This window comes from Brevibacillus jepli (assembly GCF_047229145.1).
Classification (GTDB): Bacteria; Bacillota; Bacilli; order Brevibacillales; family Brevibacillaceae; genus Brevibacillus.
The window spans coordinates 44,369-61,459 of the sequence record NZ_JBFEFW010000004.1 but is presented as its reverse complement, the minus strand read 5'-3'; the positions used below and the strand labels follow the sequence as shown (position 1 = coordinate 61,459).

Below are 17,091 nucleotides of genomic sequence, written 5' to 3'. Positions count from 1 at the left end.
CCACTTTAGCACAGGAAAAGTATGGATACGAGAAAAACTAGACAAATGCCTGATTCTCTTTGGTTGCTCTTTATATCATGCGTTTGTTATAATTACTGTTAGTGTATTTTTTGCGAGGCGCAATCTGAACGTTTGAATGGATTCGCGTGGGAGGGAACGAACAACACATGGATCGTCGTGAAAGACAAAAAAGGATACGAAATTTTTCCATCATCGCCCACATTGACCATGGTAAGTCGACGCTGGCAGACCGTATTTTGGAGCTGACCGGTGCTTTGACAGCCCGTGAGATGGAAGCCCAGTTTCTTGACACGATGGAGCTGGAAAAAGAGCGCGGGATTACGATTAAGCTGAATGCCGTGCGTTTGAACTATAAAGCAGATGACGGTGAAGATTACATTCTCCACCTGATCGACACCCCTGGACACGTCGACTTTACGTATGAAGTATCCCGCAGTTTGGCTGCCTGTGAAGGGGCTATTCTCGTAGTGGATGCCGCACAAGGAATCGAAGCCCAGACATTGGCAAACGTCTATTTGGCGTTGGACAGCGACCTGGAGATCATCCCGGTTATCAACAAAATCGACCTGCCGAGCGCAGAGCCTGAGCGTGTGAAGCAAGAGGTTGAGGACGTGATCGGTCTGGATGCCAGCGACGCGGTTTTGACTTCTGCCAAAGCGGGTATCGGGATTAAAGAAGTACTGGAAGCAGTTGTGCAAAAAGTACCGGCTCCAGAGGGAGATCCGGATGCACCTCTGCAAGCTTTGATTTTCGACTCCTATTTTGATGCGTATCGCGGCGTTATTGCGTCCATCCGTGTCATCAACGGAACCTTGAAAAAAGGTATGAAAATCAAAATGATGGCGACAGGCAAGTCGTTTGAGGTAACCGAAATCGGTACATCTACTCCACGACAAACGCAAGTGGAAGAATTGACGGTTGGAGATGTAGGCTACGTAGCAGCTTCCATTAAAACAGTGGGAGATACCAGTGTGGGGGATACGATTACAGATGCGAATCGCCCTGCTGCTGAACCGCTGCCTGGCTACCGCAAGATCAACCCGATGGTTTTCTGCGGTCTGTACCCAATCGAAACAAACGAGTACAACGATCTGCGTGATGCGTTGGAAAAGCTCCAGCTCAACGATGCGTCTCTGCAGTTTGAACCGGAGACTTCTCAAGCACTCGGCTTTGGTTTCCGTTGCGGGTTCTTGGGACTTCTGCACATGGAGATTATCCAGGAGCGGATCGAACGGGAATTCAATATTAGCTTGATTACCACTGCGCCGAGCGTTATTTACCGCATTACCAGAACGAACGGCGAGGTTTTCGAAATCGACAACCCGTCCAAAATGCCGGAAGCACAAAAGATCGAAATGGTCGAGGAGCCTTATGTTACCGCGACGGTTATGGTGCCAAAGGAATACGTCGGCGATGTGATGCAGCTGTGCCAAGGCAAGCGCGGTGAGTTTCTCGATATGCAATACTTGGGCGAGAATCGCGTGCAGCTGAAGTACGACATGCCATTGTCCGAGATCGTCTACGATTTCTTTGACATGCTGAAGTCTGGTACAAAAGGATATGCGTCCTTTGACTACGAACTGGCTGGCTACAAGGCTTCCAAGCTGGTGAAAATGGATATTCTCCTCAATAGCGAAGTGGTGGATGCTCTGTCGTTTATCGTACACAAAGATACAGCCTATGCTCGCGGTAAGGTCATTTGCGAAAAGCTGAAGGAATTGATTCCGCGTCAGCAATTCGAGGTGCCGATTCAAGCGACCATCGGACACAAGGTTGTCGCTCGTGAAACAATCAGTGCTTTGCGTAAAAACGTTCTTGCCAAATGCTACGGCGGGGACATCTCACGTAAGCGCAAGCTGCTTGAAAAGCAAAAAGAAGGAAAGAAGCGCATGAAGTCCGTCGGTTCCGTAGAGGTACCGCAAGAAGCATTTATGGCTGTATTGCGCATGGATGATAAGAAGTAGGCCTGACCTTGTGTCAGGTCTTTTCCATTAAAAAGGTAATCAAAAAGTCGGCTTTTGATCACGAAGTAGATTATGAAAGTTTATTCGGCGTCGAAAATGGCGTTCACCTTCGAAGTCCGGTGCTCATGTAGGTCCCCTACACTCCGCTCCTCCTTCTTCAGGTTCTCGCCATTTTCTCGGTGCTGAAAAGCCGACTTTTTGATTTTTATCTAATTAAATCCTGATAATTAACAAGGAGGGAAAGGGACATGATGCCACAATCGGTTTACATTCACATTCCCTTTTGTACAAATAAATGCTACTACTGTGACTTCAACTCGTTCGTGACGAACAATCCGCAGCTCATTTGGGATTACCTCGATGCGTTGAAGAACGAGATGGAGCTTACCTTTAGCCAGCAGCCGATCGAGCAGGTGAAAACAATCTTTGTTGGCGGGGGGACACCTACGTTTCTCGATCATGCGCAAATGCGCGCGTTTTTGGAAATAGTACAAAAGCATTTGGGCAAGTACTGGGCGAAGGATATCGAATTTTCGATGGAAGCGAATCCGGGAACGACAGACGTAGAAAAGCTGCGTATCATGCGTGAGCTGGGCGTCAACCGTCTGAGCTTTGGTGTGCAGTCCTTTGACGATGCGCTCTTGAAACGACTGGGACGAATTCACGACCAGGAAGCCGTATATCGCAGCATTGATAATGCAAAAAAAGTAGGCTTTGACAACTTCAGCATCGACCTGATGTTTGGATTGCCAGATCAAACGCTGGACATTTTCCGCCAGACGTTGGACAAGGCGTTTGGGCTGGGTACTACGCATTTTTCCGCATACAGTCTCAAGGTGGAAGAGAACACGCTGTTCCACACGCTTTACCAAAAGGATCAGCTGCCACTGCCATCTGAAGAGACAGAGCTTGAGATGTACATGGTATTAATAGAAGAGATGGAGCGTCACGGGTACAAGCAGTACGAGATTAGTAATTTTGCAAAACCGGGCTTCGAGAGCAAACATAATAAAACCTATTGGCTCAATCGTGAATACTATGGGTTGGGTGCAGGTGCCCACGGCTATGTGTGCGGCCAGCGGCATGTGAATGCGGGGCCACTTGCGATTTACATGCAGAAGTGCAAGGAAGGGCTGCCGCGTGTAGAACAATTCGAGGTACCGCGCGAGGATGCCATGGAGGAACAGATGATTTTGGGGCTGCGCTTGAGAGAAGGAGTTGACCTTTCTGCGTTTGCATCCCGTTTTGGTGCAACTGTTTATGATGTTTTTGGGACAATAATAGAAGAAGAGATTGCCAAAGGAATGCTGAAAGAACAGGATGGGTTTTTGAAGCTGACGAATCAGGGGCTTCCGCTCGGAAATGAGGTATTTGCACGCTTTCTTCGCTAAAAAGTAAGGAGAACTGGCGAAATATGAGATTTTTTGTCTCAGGAACTAGCGCAAGCTCGTTGACAAATCCTTCTACTATTGATACCTTAGTATATAGATTTAGCACTCGATAAGTATGAGTGCTAACAATCCAACAGGAGGCGAGCGACATCCATGTTATCAGACCGTCAACAAATGATTTTAAACGCGATTGTCGATAATTACATTCATTCTGCCGAACCTGTTGGCTCCCGGACCATTTCCAAGCGGGAAGACATCGGATTCTCTTCGGCAACGATACGCAACGAGATGTCTGACTTGGAGGAGCTGGGATACTTAGAACAGCCCCACACATCGGCGGGACGTGTGCCTTCTACAAAAGGATACCGCTTCTACGTCGATAACTTGATTCAGCCTCATCTTCTGGAGGAAGCTGAATTGGGTAAACTAAAGCAGTTGTTTGCCGAGCGTATTCTCCATTCTGAACAAGTGGTAGAGTACACTGCTCAGATTCTCTCTCAACTGACAAACTACACGGCAATTGTCTTGGGACCAGAGATTTTTGAGCATCGGTTAAAACATATTCAAATCGTTCCTCTTAATGAAACACAGGCTGTGGCGATTGTGGTGACGCATACCGGACGTGTTGAGAACAAACTCATTGATCTTCCGGAAGGCATTGGTGCCGGCGAAATCGAGAAACTCGTCAATTTGTTGAATGCAAGGCTGAACGATGTGCCACTATGGCAGCTTCGACAACGGCTTTATCAAGAGATTTCCGGTGAAATGCAGCGTCATACGGAGCAGTATGAAGAGATTCTTCAGCTCCTCAACAACTCGCTGACGCAAGAAGAAGAACGAGTATACTTACGCGGTGCGACCAAGATCTTGAATCAGCCGGAATTCCGAGATGTTGATAAAGTCAAAGATATTCTGGAGCTACTAGAGCAGCACGATCAATTGCTGAATGTGATTGGTATGCAGGGTGATGGTCTAACGGTACGCATCGGACAGGAAAACCAGCTAGACGCGATTAAGCAATGCAGTATTATTACCACTTCCTATTCGCTTGGAGGCAAGCCGGTGGGAATGGTGGGGATACTTGGCCCGACGCGAATGGAATACGGCAAGGTCATTACCGTACTCAACCATTTGGCGGAAGGTTTATCGCGCATGCTGACTTCGCAGTTTGAGAAATAAATGGAGTGAATGGCTAAACAGTTTTTTGACTGGAAAAAGCCGCCAGGAGGTAGTGACGTTGAGCGAGGAAAAAGTAACGCAAGACCCAACTCTCGAAGAAGAACAAGTAGCACAGGATGCAGACCAAACGACTGCAACTGAAATGAATGGGGAGCAAGAAGCTGCTCACTGGAAGGCTCAGGCTGAAGAGCATCAAAACCGCATGCTTCGCGCCATGGCTGATATGGATAACCTCCGCCGCCGTGTTCGCCGTGAACAGGAAGATCTGGCTAAATACGCTTCGCTGAAAATCGTGGAAGAGCTTTTGCCAGTTCTCGATAATTTCGAGCGAGCACTTGCCGCTGACAAGGAATCCATGACAGTAGATTCCCTCTTGGAGGGTGTAAACATGGTGTATCGTCAGATGGTTCAAGTTTTCGATAAAGAAGGCTTGACTGCGATTGAGGCAAAAGGAAAACCATTTGACCCGCACATCCATCAGGCGGTAATGCAGACACAAGACCCTGAGTTTGATTCAGGTGTCGTTGTAAACGAGCTGCAAAAAGGATATATGTTCAAAGACCGCGTCGTTCGTCCGGCGATGGTTCAAGTAAACGAGTAAACCAAAAGTACTTAAAATCACTAGACGTATAGTGTTAGGAGGACATTTTGTATGAGTCGCGTAATCGGAATTGACTTGGGAACAACCAACTCTTGTGTAGCAGTAATGGAAGGCGGAGAGCCTGTCGTTATTGCCAATGCGGAAGGAAACCGTACCACTCCATCCGTAGTAGCATTTAAAAACGGTGAGCGCATCGTTGGAGAAGCGGCAAAACGCCAAGCCATCACGAATCCAGACAATACCGTAATCTCCATCAAGCGCCACATGGGTACTGCTCATAAAGAAACGCTTGAAGGCAATGCATACTCGCCTGAGCAGATTTCTGCTATGATTCTGCAAAAGCTGAAAGCAGATGCGGAAAGCTACCTTGGTCAACCTGTGACGCAGGCAGTGATTACGGTTCCAGCATACTTCAATGACAGCCAACGCCAAGCGACAAAAGACGCTGGTAAAATCGCTGGTCTGGAAGTTCTGCGTATCGTGAACGAACCAACGGCAGCTGCTCTTGCATACGGTATGGAGAAAACAGAAGATCAAACCGTTCTCGTATTCGACTTGGGCGGCGGTACCTTTGACGTATCCATTCTCGAATTGTCCGACGGCTTCTTCGAAGTAAAAGCGACCTCCGGTGATAACAAGCTGGGTGGAGACGACTTCGACGATGTAGTTATGAACTACCTGGTGAGCGAATTCAAAAAAGAACATGGCATCGATCTGTCTAAGGATCGTATGGCACAACAACGTTTGAAAGACGCTGCTGAAAAAGCGAAGAAAGACCTGTCCGGTGTTCTGACTACGACCATTTCTCTGCCGTTCATTACAGCAGATGCAACCGGTCCAAAACACTTGGAGATGAACCTGACTCGTGCAAAATTCGAAGAGATCTCCGCTGATTTGGTAGAGCGTACAATGGGACCAACTCGTCAAGCGCTGAAAGATGCTGGATTGACTCCTAGCGAACTGGATCGCGTGATTCTGGTCGGTGGTTCTACTCGTATCCCAGCGGTACAAGAAGCCATTAAGAAATTTACAGGTAAAGAACCACATAAAGGTGTAAACCCAGATGAAGTAGTAGCACTCGGGGCTGCTGTGCAAGCAGGTGTACTGACTGGTGATGTGAAAGACGTCGTACTTCTTGACGTAACTCCACTCTCCCTCGGTATCGAAACATTGGGTGGCGTATTCACCAAGTTGATTGATCGCAACACGACGATCCCAACAAGCAAATCCCAAGTGTTCTCTACAGCTGCTGACAACCAAACATCTGTAGAAATCCACGTTCTCCAAGGTGAGCGTCAAATGGCGAACGACAATAAATCTCTTGGTCGCTTCAACCTGTCCGATATCCCGCCAGCGCCACGCGGCATCCCGCAAATCGAAGTTTCCTTCGATATTGACGCGAACGGTATCGTAAACGTACGTGCAAAAGACTTGGGTACAGGAAAAGAGCAACGCATCACGATCACTTCCAACTCCGGTCTGTCCGATGAAGATATCGATCGCATGGTAAAAGATGCAGAGTTGAATGCAGAAGCGGACAAACAACGCAAAGAGCAAGTAGAAGTTCGCAACGAAGCTGACCAACTCGTATTCACTACCGAGAAAACACTGAAAGAAGTAGAAGGCAAGATCGACCAAGCTGAAATCGACCGCGCTAACGCTGCGAAAGATAAAGTAAAAGCAGCTCTGGAAGGCGGCAACATCGAAGAGATCAAGACAGCGAAAGATGAACTGTCCGAGATCATTCAACAAATTTCGGTGAAGCTCTATGAGCAGGCTGCTCAAGCGCAAGCTGCACAAGGTGGCGCTGAAGGTCAAGAGCCGAAGAAAGACAATGTTGTTGATGCTGACTACGAAGTGGTAGACGATAAAAAGTAACACGCAGGATGTGAGGGGAGAGTTTTCTTCCCTCACTTCCCACGATGTGACCCATGAAAGTCAAAGTCACGAATGCTGACTTTGACTTTTTTTCAAGTCTGTCACATGCTATGATAACAGTTGACTGTCATGGGAGTGATGTAGGAGATGAAACGTGATTTATACGAGGTTCTGGGCGTTGCAAAGGACGCGGACGCTGATGAAATCAAAAAAGCGTATCGCAAGCTGGCTCGCCAGTACCATCCGGATGTAAATAAAGAGGCTGACGCGGAAGAAAAGTTCAAAGAAGTAAAGGATGCGTACGACATCCTGTCTGAGCCACAAAAGCGTGCGCAGTATGATCGTTTCGGTCACCAAGACCCGAACCAGGGCTTCGGTGGTGGAGGCTTTGACGGATCTGGCATGGGCGGCTTCGGAGACATTTTTGATATGTTCTTCGGTGGCGGCGGCAGACGTTCGAATCCAAATGCACCTCGCAAAGGATCAGACCTGCAATTTGGCCTCAGCATAGACTTTATCGATGCGATTTTTGGGAAAGAAACCGACGTGGAAATTCCAAAGGAAGCAGAATGCGATACGTGCCTTGGTTCTGGCGCGAAGTCTGGTTCCGGTGTAGATACGTGTAAGACTTGTAGCGGTACTGGACAGCAAGAGGTGGTCGCGAATACGCCATTTGGCCGGATCGTCAATCGCCGTGTATGCTCTACTTGTGAAGGTAAGGGTAAAGTTGTCAAAGAAAAATGCTCGACCTGCCGAGGCAGTGGACGTGTCAAGGTACGCCGCAAAATTCATCTCAACATCCCAGCAGGTGTGGACGATGGAGCTCAATTGCGCGTAACAGGCGAGGGAGAACCGGGCGCAAACGGTGGACCTCCTGGAGATTTGTACGTCGTATTGCGCGTCAAGAGTCATGAGTTTTTTGAGCGTGAAGGAAATGATATTTACTGTGAGGTTCCCCTTACTTACGCACAGGCGGCACTCGGAGATGAGATTGAAGTGCCGACGGTCGATGGTCGCGTGAAGCTGAAGATCCCGGCGGGTACCCAAACGGAGACATTCTTCCGCTTGCGTGGAAAAGGCGTTCCGCATCTGCGAGGAAACGGTCGTGGAGATCAGCATGTCAAAGTGCGCGTCATTACACCGACCAAGCTGAGCGATAAACAAAAGGAACTGTTGCGTGAGCTCGCCGAACTGTCTGGAGAAAAGCCAGGACAGCATGGGGGAGAAGACGAAAGCTTTTTCGAAAAAATGAAACGGGCATTCCGCGGCGAGTAATCCGTCGCGGTTTTGTCCGCTTTTTGCCTAATGCTTCGTGTAGTGAAGTCGATCAAATGAAAAGCCCGATTGGGAGCTTATGTGGGGAGTGGTAGATTCGTGAAATGGTCAGAAATCAGTATCCATACTACAGCGGAGGCTACAGAGGCGGTGTCAAACCTCTTGTATGAAATGGGTGCCAATGGTGTCGTAATCGAAGACCCGGAGGTGCTCTATCGTGAGTGGGATACCCCCTTTGGCGAAATCTACCAGCTTTCTCCTGATGATTTTCCGGCCGAGGGCGTATTCGTTAAAGCATACCTGCCGGTTGACAGCAGCGAGCTGCTTGACGTTGTAGAAGAGTTGAAAGAGCAGCTGGCACAGCTGATCGAGTACGGTTTGGACATTGGTAAGGCATCGATTGCAGTTAACGATGTCCACGAAGATGAATGGGCCCACGCCTGGAAAAAATATTACAAGCCGGTTCACGTTTCTGATGGCATGACGATCAAGCCAGTATGGGAAGAGTACGAGCCTAGACATTCCGATGAGATCATTATTGAGATGGACCCGGGAATGGCATTTGGAACAGGTACGCATCCGACGACCATCCTCTGTCTGCGTGCACTGGAAAAGTACCTCGCAAAAGGCGATCAGGTGTATGATGTTGGGACAGGCACAGCAATTTTGAGTATTGCTGCCATCAAGCTCGGAGCAAAAGATGTGCTTGCAATGGACTTGGATGAAGTGGCTGTACGATCTGCTCAAGCCAATACCGAACTGAACGGTGTACATGAGCATATTACCGTGAGACAAAACAACTTGCTCGACGGCATCGAGGAGCAGGTGGAAGTGGTGGTTGCCAACATTTTGGCAGAAGTCATCCTGCGATTCACCGATGATGTATTCCGTGTACTGAAGCCAGAGGGTACCTTCATCGCTTCAGGTATTATTGCCGCTCGTGAAGCGGATGTGAAGGCAGCATTGGCAGCTTCAGGTCTTGAGGTCGTGGAAACCATTTTCATCGATGACTGGGTAGCAATTGTAGCAAAAAAACGATAGAATAGTGGGGTTGGCGAGATGCAACGATATTTTGTCGAGCCACATTCCTTAAGTGAGAATGAGCTAACGATTGTCGGAGACGATGTACACCATATCGTAAACGTAATGCGTGCTAGGGAAGGCGAAGAAATCATCGTTTCTGATGGAGCGGGCAGGTCTGCACGGGCCAAGCTTGTCTATCTTTCTGCCAAGGAAGTACGAGCAGAAGTCATAGAATTGCTCCAGGAAGAACGAGAACTGCCGATCCGAGTCACAATTGGTCAGGGGCTTCCAAAAGGCGAGAAGCTGGAGTGGATTTTGCAAAAGGGGACGGAACTTGGGGCGTACTCTTTTTTTCCGTTTTCTTCTGAACGAACCATTGTGAAGCTGGATGCCAAAAAAGAGGCGAAAAAACTGGAGCGTTGGCGCAAAATTGTTAAAGAGGCGGCTGAACAGTCGCACCGAGCTGTTTTGCCAGAGCTGCTGTCACCCGTATCATATCGCGAGGTGCTTCAAGCTGGCCAAGAGTATACGCATTGCGCGATTGCCTATGAAAAAGAAGGCAGTACCACGATTCATCAAGTGCTAGAAGAGATGACTGCTGGTGATTCACTTCTCGTCCTCGTTGGACCAGAAGGAGGCTTCTCTCCCGAGGAAGTGGCACAAGCAGAGAGCAAGGGGTTCCTGACGGTTTCACTCGGCCCTCGTATTTTACGCACGGAAACGGCAAGCCAGTACGTTTTGGCCTGCGCTTCCTATCAGTTTGAACGACAGGCTTCATCACTTCGCAAAGGATGAGCAGGTTAGAAAGGAGGAATGGCAATGTCTACCGTTGCTTTTCATACATTAGGCTGCAAAGTAAACAGCTATGAGACAGAGGCCATCTGGCAATTGTTCAAGGCAGACGGCTACGAGAGAGTAGACTTTGAACAAGATGATGCAGATGTCTACGTGATTAATACTTGTACCGTCACGAACACGGGGGATAAGAAAAGCCGCCAAGTCATTCGCCGTGCGATTCGTCGTAATCCTGAGGCGATCGTGGCAGTAACAGGCTGCTATGCGCAAACTTCTCCAAGTGAGATTGCGCAAATTCCCGGTGTGGATATCGTAGTAGGTACACAAGGTCGCGAAAAACTGATCGAGTACGTAGATCAAATTCGGGTAGAGCGCCAGCCGATCAACGCAGTAGGTAACATCATGAAAGCCCGTGAATTTGAAGAGCTGGATGTTCCGAACTTTACAGATCGCACGCGTGCTTCGCTCAAAATCCAAGAGGGCTGCAACAACTTTTGTACGTTTTGCATTATTCCATGGGCTCGCGGTCTAATGCGTTCCCGCAAACCGGAAAGCGTCGTCGAACAGGCTCAAAAGCTGGTGGAAGCGGGCTATCTGGAAATCGTTTTGACCGGTATTCACACGGGTGGTTACGGCGAAGATTTGGAAGACTACAATTTGGCTAAGCTGTTGATCGATCTTCATCAAGTGGAAGGTCTCAAGCGTATCCGCATCAGTTCGATTGAAGCGAGCCAAATCACCGATGAAGTCATCGAGGTCATCAACAACTCCGATCGTGTCGTGCGCCATCTGCACGTACCGCTTCAAGCGGGTGATGACGAAGTATTGAAGCGCATGCGCCGCAAGTATACGACCGCCGAGTTTTATGAAAGAATGGTCAAAGTACGCGAAGCATTGCCAGGAGCAGCGATTACTACAGACGTCATCGTAGGCTTCCCGGGTGAGTCCGAAGAGCAATTCTGGAACGGATACGAGTTCATGAAGAAAATCGGTTTTGCCGAAATGCACGTATTCCCGTACTCCATGCGGACGGGTACACCAGCAGCGCGTATGACGGATCAGGTTCCTGAGGAAGAAAAAAACGAGCGCGTAGCGAAGCTGCTTGAGCTCAATCAGGAATTGACCCTGGCGTATTCGAAGAAATTCGTAGGGGATGTACTGGAAGTCATTCCGGAGCGTCCGTTTAAAGAAGCACCTGACAGCGGTCTTCTCATGGGCTATTCCGATAACTACCTGAATGTTGTATTCCCTGGTGATGAGAGCATGATCGGCAAGATTTGCAAGGTCAGACTGGACGAACCAGGCTCGGAATACTGTAAAGGGACTTTTGTTCGCGTAGTGGAAACAGAGGCGCTGCCTTACCTGAAGGAGCGTGCTATATGAGGGAGATATCGGCAGGAGGCGTTGTATTCCAGAAGCAAGACGACGTGTACATGCTCCTATTGATTGAAGACCGCTATGGCAAAGTAACACTCGCAAAAGGTAAGCAGGAGCTTGGCGAGACGATCGAAGAAACTGCTCTGCGCGAAGTTTTGGAAGAAACAGGCGTAGCAGGACGATTGGGTGCCAAGCTCGACATGATCACCTACGTGTATACACACCCGGTGACAGGAGAGACCGTCGACAAAGAAGTACACTATTACCTGGTGGAAGCATACAACACAGAGATTACCGTACAGCTAGAAGAAATCAATGATGTTCATTGGCATCCAGCTAAGGAAGCTTGGGATTTGCAGCTGCAAAGAGGATACCGAAACAATGACAGCATTTTTCGCCTTGCATTCGAACAATTAGGGATAGAGGTGTAGTTCTATGAACATGAACAAATATATCGACCACACGCTGTTGAAGCCTGATGCTACACAAGAGATGATTGACAAGCTGTGCGCGGAAGCAAGAGAGCACGACTTCATGTCTGTATGCGTAAACCCTTATTGGGTAAAGCGCTCTGCTGAACTCTTGGCGGGCTCTGATGTGAAAGTGTGCACGGTTATCGGATTCCCTCTGGGAGCGAGCACCATCGAGTCGAAAGCAGCCGAAACCCGCGATGCGATTGCAAACGGAGCGACTGAGGTAGATATGGTACTGAACGTAGGTGCCCTGAAGTCCGGTGACCTGGAAACTGTCAAAAATGACATCGTTGCTGTGAAGCAGGCTGCTGGCGATATTCTCTTGAAGGTGATTCTGGAAACTTGCCTCTTGACTGAAGAAGAAAAAGTAGTTGCGTGCAAGCTCTCCGTAGAGGCTGGTGCTGATTACGTAAAAACCTCCACAGGGTTTTCAACTGGTGGAGCAACGGTTGAAGATATCGCCCTGATGCGTAAAACCGTAGGACCAAATGTAGGTGTAAAAGCGTCTGGTGGTGTTCGTGACGGCGAAACAGCGGTTGCGATGATCGAAGCAGGAGCGAGCCGTATCGGTACAAGCTCCGGTGTTTCCATTGTAACTGGAGCAAAAACAACAGGCAGCGGATACTAATACAGAAGAAAAGCCTGGCCGAGGTAAGGCCGGGCTTTTTTAAGTCCTGCATGCTGATGTTCCTATAGAGAGAGGATAGGGAGCGGGGAGGAGATTAGCAAAATGAAATTTGTTAAAGGAATCATCATCCTGTTGGCTTTTTATGGAGTCGGCGTAGCTGCGAGCAAATGGCTGCATATTCCCTTGCCTGGTAACCTGGTGGGAATGCTACTGCTAACACTGGGACTGTGTATGGGATGGATAAGGATGGATTGGGTGGAACAAGCGGGTACTTTTCTGATCCGACATATGTTGCTCTTTTTCGTACCGATTATAGTCGGAGTCGCATCTTACTTGAACGTTTTTACCCAGAATCCTTTGCCGATCGTGCTATCCATGGTTCTCGGACCATTGTTGGTCATGCTCGTGACTGGTGTAGTTGTGCAATGGTATTTGAAGCATCATAAACAAAAGTCAGAGCCGTCCTTGCAGCAGGAAAGGAGGACGCTTGATGCTTAGTCAATTTTTTGCCATTTTGGTATCTGTAGCAGGGTACAAAGGAGCAACGATGATCCATGCTCGCTTCCACCGTTTGCAGCCTCTTCTGGTGGCTGTGATCCTGGTTTGGATCATGTGGTGGGCGTTTAGCGGTGATTGGGAGGCGTTTTCTGCCGGGGGCCAATGGATTTCCTTTTGGCTCGGTCCCGCAACGGTGGCACTCGCTATTCCGCTGGCTAAACAAATCAAGGAGTTTGCCCATATTTGGCGCGGTGTTTTGCTTGGTGTATGCGCAGGCTGTGCAGTTGCGATCATCGTCGTTATGGCGGTTCATTGGTGTTTTGGTTCAGATGAGCTCGTATACAAAAGTATGCTCAGTAAATCCGTGACCACCCCGATTGCGCTGGAGCTGAGTCGTTCCATAGGCGGGGAACCTGCGCTTGCTGCCTTTTTTACCGCGTTGACAGGTATGATCGGTGTGTTGATTGCCCGTCCGGTTCTCAAATGGGGCAAAATCAAGGATGATTGGGCAATCGGGATTGCCATCGGTACAAGTGCACACGCCATTGGTACAGCCAGCTTGAACCGAGTGTCCCCTGTTCAAACGGCAGCTTCAAGTGTGGCGATGATCGTGGCAGGGGTCATTACTTCCATCTACCTGATACCATTTTCTTATTGAAGGTGAGATCAGTAGGGCGACGCTTATCCGGGATCAGCCATTGAATGAAGCGGGCAATTTGCGGGACAAATGGCAGAGCGACCAAAGAGCAGATGAGATTGAAAATAGTTTGTGAGTGGGCGATCTGCATTGAAGGACTATCCGTTAAAAATGCACTGACGAGGGCAAGCTGGGAAAGAAACGGTAAAAAAACAATCGCTCCTGCAACGTTGAAAAGCGTATGGCACCATGCGACCTGCTTGGATGCCGTATTCGTGCCAATAGCAGCGATAACAGCGGTAAAGCAAGTTCCGACGTTCGCGCCAAGTACGATGGCGAGTGCCGTTTCCATCGAAAGAATTTGATGACTGAGTAGTCCCATCGTGATCACCGTCGTAGCTGAACCGCTATGAATGAGCGCGGTGAAAATGATCCCGGTAATCAGTCCGATCCAGATGGAATGGCTGCTCTCCAGAAAAAGTGAACGAAACGTCTCAGACTGCTCCAAAGGCTTTGCCATGATTTTCAATGTGTCGATACCGAGGAAGATCAGTCCGAATCCGGCGACGACGAGACCAATGCAACGAATGTTTCGGCGCGGCATCAGCCATAGAGCCACTCCGATAAGGAGCATGGGGATGGCAAAGGACTCGAGCTTGAGCGCAACGAGCTCGGTCGTCACTGTCGTTCCCAGATTGGTTCCCAGGATGATGCCGACGGTTTGTGTAAACTGGATGATGCCTGCGTTCGTCAGCCCAATCGTCAGGACGGTTACCGCACTGGAGCTTTGCAACACAAAGGTAGCCAGTAGACCAATCCAGAAGCTGTGGAGCGGGGTACGTGTGAAACGCCCCATCCATTCTTCCATTTTTTTGCCGGCGAGGTTTTGGAAGCCGGAGCGCATGGCGTACATACCGAAAAGAAAAAAAGTGAGCCCGAATGTAAAAGGGGCGAGGATGGAGACTATCACAAGATACGTTCCTCCCTGTCCATTTTTAGCAAGTTACTATAACGCTATGCCTGTACGAGGGCAAGCATGACAAGAGGAGGAATAGCTGCATGGCTCGTGTGCTATTAAATCAACATCGGAAGAAGCGGCTAGAAGTAGGACATCCGTGGGTTTTTCAATCAGAGGTATTGGAAATTCAAGGGGATGCAGAACCAGGAGAAATCGTCGAAGTCACTAATCACAAAGGCCATTTTTTGGCGAAGGGCTACATTAACCCGGCCTCCCAAATGATCGTGCGCATTTTGAGCTATGACCAAAAGGAAGAGATCAACTACGACTTTTTCTTGGGCAAAATCAAGCAGGCAGCAGAATTCCGGACGAGATTCGTGGACAACCCGCGTGCTTGCCGTGTGATTTACGGGGAAGCGGACTTTTTGCCAGGACTAATTGTCGATCGTTACGAAGATACGTTGGTTGTACAAGTTCTCTCATTGGGGATGGAAAAACGAATCGATTGGATTCGCGACGCGCTCGTAGAGGTGTTTGCACCAGTCGGAATTTATTTGCGAAATGATGTACCTGTTCGTGAACTGGAAGGGCTGACGCAAGCCAAGGAAGTGCTGTACGGAGATTGTCCGCGTGAGGTTTTGATCGAAGAAAACGGGTTGAAATACTATGTAGATATCGTCGAAGGGCAAAAGACCGGCTTTTTCTATGATCAACGTGAGAATCGTGCTTCCATCGCTCCTTTGATGAGAGGCTGGGGCGAAAAGCACGGCATTACCCTGACGAATGTGGAAATAGACGGCGAGACAAAGCAGGTGCCTGTAGACAAGCGCGGTAAAGTGATTAAAAATCCGTTTTGGGATGGCGCCGAGGTACTGGAGTGCTTTACGCACACTGGTTCCTTCACCCTTAATGCTTGCAAGCACGGAGCGAAAAAAGTGACGGCACTCGATATTTCCGAGCACGCTATTGAAACGGCGAAGCGTAACATTACGCTCAATGGCTACTTGCATCGTGTTGATTTTGTCGTTGCGAATGCGTTTGATTATTTGCGTGAAAATGTTGAGGCAGATAAGAGCTGGGATGTAGTGATTCTGGACCCGCCAGCTTTCGCGAAATCGCGTGGAGCAGTGAAAGGCGCCTGCCGTGGCTACAAAGATATTAACTTGAACGGGATGAAGCTCGTTCGTTCCGGTGGATTCCTTGTTACAGCTTCTTGCTCGTACCATATGTCACCGGAGCTGTTCCTGCAGACGATTCAAGAGGCAGCAGTGGATGCGAAGAAAATATTGCGTCTGATTGAATGGCGGGGTGCGGGCAAAGATCATCCGCAAATCAGTGGCGCTGATGAGGCTCACTACTTGAAGTTTGCCATCTTTGAAGTAAGAGACCGTAAATAGCGAAAAAGAAAAACAGCGTCCGTTCATGAGCAGGCGCTGTTTTTCTTTTCGGCTTGTTTCAGTTTAGGACTTCGGTTTTTCAAAAATCAATTCGAAGTATTTGGCCATTCCATCGCCTCCGATGCTTGGAGCAAAGATTTGCACCAAACGCCAGCCTTCTTTGGCATGCTCGTGGACAACGGACTGATAATCTTCTTTTGGTTGGCGTCGAAAGGAAGACAGCTCAACTCGGACGAATTTGTATTCAAACATTTTCTTTCCCCCCGCTTGTATCGTCTCTCTTTTTATACGCGCGATGATGGGAAAGAGTTGCAAAAGAATACAAATCATTTCGAACTAAGAAATAAGTACTCATGACAATTGCTTGTCATTTTTTATACGTCTGACGAGATCGAGAGCCTGCTTGAATCCCAATTCTTTGCCTAGTAAGACTTGTCCTTCGGCGGGGGTAGAAGCTCGTGCCTGACTTAAATTCTGAAGCTCGTGGGTCAAAAGGTGCTCGATGAGATAAAGCTGCACCAGACCAATTTCCCGTTCGCTTTTTCGATCGCGCTCCCTAAATTTTGCCCGCTGCTGACTTTCCTCAACGTATTTGTCAATATCATCCTCCAAAAAATGCGAGGCATTGCAAATGATATGGCGGTAGTCATCCGTCTGGGAGGGAATGGTACGGATGGTGTGACCGAGATGAGCGAGGAGAAATTTGTTTAAGACGATTGGGTCTCGGGTGTAATTATTATGCAGCAGGGAATATTCCCCCAAAAAAAAGCCGGTGTCCTTGTCATAGCTATGCAATAATGTGTAGGAAGAGCAATACGTGCAGTACAGCAAATAATCTCTCATGGAAATCCCTCCAGAAAAATAGCTCCATGACAGGAATTTTATTAATATGATATGAGAAAAAACGTGAGCAGGTGATACTTGCTTCACTTGTTTTTGGCGTTTGGTTTGTGTATGCTAAATGACGGGCTCGGCCCGGTAAATAGAGCAGATGAT

General features: G+C 48.6%; 17 protein-coding genes. 14 read left to right on the top strand and 3 right to left on the bottom strand.

Translation table 11 applies throughout. The annotated features are described in order from the left end of the window. Positions 1-167 precede the first annotated feature (167 nt). From lepA to AB1L17_RS05730, 13 genes are all read left to right on the top strand, one after another. Positions 168-1,985 carry a translation elongation factor 4 gene (gene lepA / locus AB1L17_RS05790; protein ID WP_412843843.1) on the top strand — a complete coding sequence of 606 codons (1,818 nt, stop codon included), beginning with the start codon at positions 168-170 and terminating at the stop codon, positions 1,983-1,985. 248 nt (positions 1,986-2,233) lie between these two features. Further along, on the top strand, positions 2,234-3,376 hold the full coding sequence (hemW, locus tag AB1L17_RS05785) for a radical SAM family heme chaperone HemW (protein ID WP_412843844.1): 1,143 nt from the start codon (positions 2,234-2,236) through the stop codon (positions 3,374-3,376). Positions 3,377-3,529: 153 nt separating this feature from the next. Then, positions 3,530-4,555 (top strand): heat-inducible transcriptional repressor HrcA, encoded by a 1,026-nt coding sequence (hrcA, locus tag AB1L17_RS05780; RefSeq protein ID WP_412843845.1) that lies wholly within the window; start codon positions 3,530-3,532, stop codon positions 4,553-4,555. A 58-nt stretch (positions 4,556-4,613) separates the two neighbouring features. After that, entirely contained in the window at positions 4,614-5,156 is a 543-nt protein-coding gene (gene grpE, locus AB1L17_RS05775) for a nucleotide exchange factor GrpE (protein ID WP_412843846.1), read from the top strand. Positions 5,157-5,207: 51 nt separating this feature from the next. Further along, a complete protein-coding gene (dnaK, locus tag AB1L17_RS05770; RefSeq protein WP_409178261.1) occupies positions 5,208-7,034 on the top strand; it encodes a molecular chaperone DnaK in 1,827 nt (608 codons plus the stop codon). A gap of 147 nt (positions 7,035-7,181) precedes the next feature. Beyond that, the gene (dnaJ, locus tag AB1L17_RS05765; RefSeq protein ID WP_412843847.1) at positions 7,182-8,309 is read left to right on the top strand and encodes a molecular chaperone DnaJ; all 1,128 of its coding nucleotides are present in this window, start codon (positions 7,182-7,184) and stop codon (positions 8,307-8,309) included. Positions 8,310-8,408: 99 nt separating this feature from the next. Then, entirely contained in the window at positions 8,409-9,350 is a 942-nt protein-coding gene (gene prmA / locus AB1L17_RS05760) for a 50S ribosomal protein L11 methyltransferase (protein ID WP_412843848.1), read from the top strand. An 18-nt stretch (positions 9,351-9,368) separates the two neighbouring features. Next, positions 9,369-10,127 carry a 16S rRNA (uracil(1498)-N(3))-methyltransferase gene (locus AB1L17_RS05755; protein ID WP_412843849.1) on the top strand — a complete coding sequence of 253 codons (759 nt, stop codon included), beginning with the start codon at positions 9,369-9,371 and terminating at the stop codon, positions 10,125-10,127. A 24-nt stretch (positions 10,128-10,151) separates the two neighbouring features. Then, the gene (gene mtaB / locus AB1L17_RS05750; RefSeq protein WP_412843850.1) at positions 10,152-11,510 is read left to right on the top strand and encodes a tRNA (N(6)-L-threonylcarbamoyladenosine(37)-C(2))-methylthiotransferase MtaB; all 1,359 of its coding nucleotides are present in this window, start codon (positions 10,152-10,154) and stop codon (positions 11,508-11,510) included. Beyond that, positions 11,507-11,935 (top strand): NUDIX hydrolase, encoded by a 429-nt coding sequence (locus tag AB1L17_RS05745; protein WP_412843851.1) that lies wholly within the window; start codon positions 11,507-11,509, stop codon positions 11,933-11,935. The genes mtaB and AB1L17_RS05745 overlap by 4 nt, the downstream gene beginning before the upstream one ends. Positions 11,936-11,939: 4 nt before the next feature. Next, positions 11,940-12,605, top strand: coding sequence for a deoxyribose-phosphate aldolase (gene deoC, locus AB1L17_RS05740; RefSeq protein WP_412843852.1), 666 nt, complete (start codon positions 11,940-11,942; stop codon positions 12,603-12,605). A gap of 102 nt (positions 12,606-12,707) precedes the next feature. Then, on the top strand, positions 12,708-13,103 hold the full coding sequence (locus AB1L17_RS05735) for a CidA/LrgA family protein (protein WP_412843853.1): 396 nt from the start codon (positions 12,708-12,710) through the stop codon (positions 13,101-13,103). Then, a complete protein-coding gene (locus AB1L17_RS05730) occupies positions 13,096-13,761 on the top strand; it encodes an LrgB family protein (RefSeq protein ID WP_412843854.1) in 666 nt (221 codons plus the stop codon). Before AB1L17_RS05735 ends, AB1L17_RS05730 begins: the two co-directional genes overlap by 8 nt. Here AB1L17_RS05730 and AB1L17_RS05725 read toward each other — a convergent pair. Then, entirely contained in the window at positions 13,727-14,710 is a 984-nt protein-coding gene (locus AB1L17_RS05725) for a Na/Pi cotransporter family protein (protein WP_412843855.1), read from the bottom strand. The two genes, AB1L17_RS05730 and AB1L17_RS05725, sit on opposite strands and share 35 nt — an antisense overlap. Positions 14,711-14,799: 89 nt before the next feature. On the opposite strand from AB1L17_RS05725, the gene AB1L17_RS05720 reads away from it, so the two are divergent. Then, positions 14,800-16,095, top strand: coding sequence for a class I SAM-dependent rRNA methyltransferase (locus tag AB1L17_RS05720; RefSeq protein WP_412843856.1), 1,296 nt, complete (start codon positions 14,800-14,802; stop codon positions 16,093-16,095). 63 nt (positions 16,096-16,158) lie between these two features. Here the strand turns inward: AB1L17_RS05720 and AB1L17_RS05715 are convergent, their stop codons facing one another. Together AB1L17_RS05715 and AB1L17_RS05710 are read right to left on the bottom strand one after the other, a co-directional pair. Then, positions 16,159-16,347, bottom strand: a complete 189-nt coding sequence (locus AB1L17_RS05715) for a DUF4177 domain-containing protein (protein WP_412843857.1) — start codon at positions 16,345-16,347, stop codon at positions 16,159-16,161. Positions 16,348-16,446: 99 nt separating this feature from the next. After that, positions 16,447-16,938 carry a hypothetical protein gene (locus AB1L17_RS05710; RefSeq protein ID WP_412843858.1) on the bottom strand — a complete coding sequence of 164 codons (492 nt, stop codon included), beginning with the start codon at positions 16,936-16,938 and terminating at the stop codon, positions 16,447-16,449. Positions 16,939-17,091: the final 153 nt, after the last annotated feature.